Annotated in this window: 3 protein-coding genes and 1 pseudogene; all 4 read right to left on the bottom strand. The window is 67.6% G+C overall.

The window, feature by feature from the left end; all coding sequences use genetic code 11:
* Nucleotides 1-290: TRAP transporter small permease subunit (locus tag I73_RS24350; RefSeq protein WP_040501487.1), on the bottom strand; the 290-nt coding region annotated here is incomplete at its 3' end.
* 145 nt (nt 291-435) lie between these two features.
* Nucleotides 436-783, bottom strand: coding sequence for a TIGR01244 family sulfur transferase (locus I73_RS24345; RefSeq protein ID WP_022983010.1), 348 nt, complete (start codon nt 781-783; stop codon nt 436-438).
* A gap of 20 nt (nt 784-803) precedes the next feature.
* The gene (locus I73_RS24340; RefSeq protein WP_022983009.1) at nt 804-1,253 is read right to left on the bottom strand and encodes a GatB/YqeY domain-containing protein; all 450 of its coding nucleotides are present in this window, start codon (nt 1,251-1,253) and stop codon (nt 804-806) included.
* 47 nt (nt 1,254-1,300) lie between these two features.
* Nucleotides 1,301-1,677: pseudogene (locus I73_RS30395) on the bottom strand (diaminopimelate decarboxylase); the annotation flags it as partial.

Below are 1,677 nucleotides of genomic sequence, written 5' to 3'. Positions count from 1 at the left end.
CAGACGGCTTCGATGGTGATCTGGGTGCGCTTGGAAAAGCGGCTGAGCACCACGTCGATCTTCACATGCTCCTGGCGCAGCAGCGTGTAGCCGGCAGCCAGCAGGAAGACACCGGCGAACAAATACCACTGGATCTCCAGGAAGGCATTGGAGCCGACGTCGAAGGCCTTGCGGGCAATGGCGTTGAGCGCACTGATGAGCACCGCGGCCAGGACCAGCCAGGCGGCACTGCGACCGACCCACTCATTGAGTCGGTCGATCCATCGTGAAAGGGCTAACAATGCGGACACAGCGTCTCCTAGCTAAAACAACACCGGCCGGGGCCGGTGGTGGATCGCCGCACTGTACGGAAGTCATGGCGCTTTGCAGCAATCGCTCACAACAACCGCGGGAAAATCCTAGGGCGGCAGACGCTGGTGCCGCCCTGCGGCGCACTCAGACGGTGCGGGCCGCTGTGAAAAGCTTGGTCGAGCGGGCGCCCGAGCGGCAGAAAGCCAGCAGCGGACGGGGCAGTTCGGCCAGCAGGGCGCCAAAGGCCGCGATCTCTTCCGGGCTCTGGTAGGCACCCTGCACCGGCAGGTGCCGGTACTGCAGGCCGGCGGCCTGGGCAGCGGCCTGCACGGCCGCGCTGGTGGGCTGCTCCGGCCCGCCCTCGAAGTCCGGGCGGTTGTTGATCACCGCCTTGAAGCCCAGGCGGGCCAGTTCGGCCATGGCTTCGGGCGCCATCTGCGGCGCGACATAGACATCCGGCGCGATGGCCTGAAGGGGCAGGGTGGTCTGCATCGTGGCGTCCTCGTGGGGGTTCAGGGTTGAAGGGCCTTCTTGACCGCGGCCGAGACCAGGCCCATGTCGGCCTTGCCGGCCAGGCGGGCCTTGACCGCGCCCATCACCTTGCCCATGTCGCCCGGGCCGGTGGCGCCCACCTCGGCCACGATGGCGGCCACGGCCTCGGCAATCTCGGCTTCGCTCAGGCGCTGGGGCAGGTAGACCTCGAGCACCGCGATCTCGGCACTTTCCTTGTCGGCCAGGTCACTGCGGCCGGCCTGGCTGTAGGCGGCCACCGAATCCTTGCGCTGCTTGATCAGCTTGTCCACCACGGCGATGACGGCGGCGTCGTCGAGCTCGATGCGCTCGTCCACTTCCTTCTGCTTGCAGGCGGCCAGCAGCAGGCGGATGGTGCCCAGGCGCTCGGCTTCCTTGGCCCGCATGGCGGCCTTCATGTCTTCGGTGATGCGTTCTTTCAGCGTGCTCATGGTCGATGTCTTGGCGGCAAAACCTGCATTGTCGTCCCGAAGCGCGCTCAGACGTTCTCCAGGGCGATCAGTTCCTCCACCGTCTGGCGGCGGCGGATCAGGCGGTGGCTGTCACCATCGACCAACACCTCGGCGGCCAGGCCGCGGGTGTTGTAGTTGCTGGACATCGAGGCGCCATAGGCCCCCGCGTCGTGCAGCACCAGCAGGTCGCCCACCCGGGCCTCGGGCAGGCGGCGGGTCAGCACCACGCCGCCATCGGCCTGGGTGAACACATCGCCCGATTCGCACAAGGGGCCGGCCACCACGGTGTCGACCTCCGCGCGGGGCGTGTCATCGGCTGGCAGCAGGCTCATGCCGTGGTAGGCACCGTACATGGCCGGGCGCATCAGGTCCGAGAAGCCGGCGTCGACCAGCGTGAAGCGCT

The organism is Ideonella sp. B508-1, assembly GCF_000333615.1.
Classification (GTDB): domain Bacteria; phylum Pseudomonadota; class Gammaproteobacteria; order Burkholderiales; family Burkholderiaceae_C; genus Ideonella.
The sequence above is the reverse complement of the archived record's forward strand: the minus strand, read 5'-3'. Positions and strand labels throughout refer to the sequence as shown.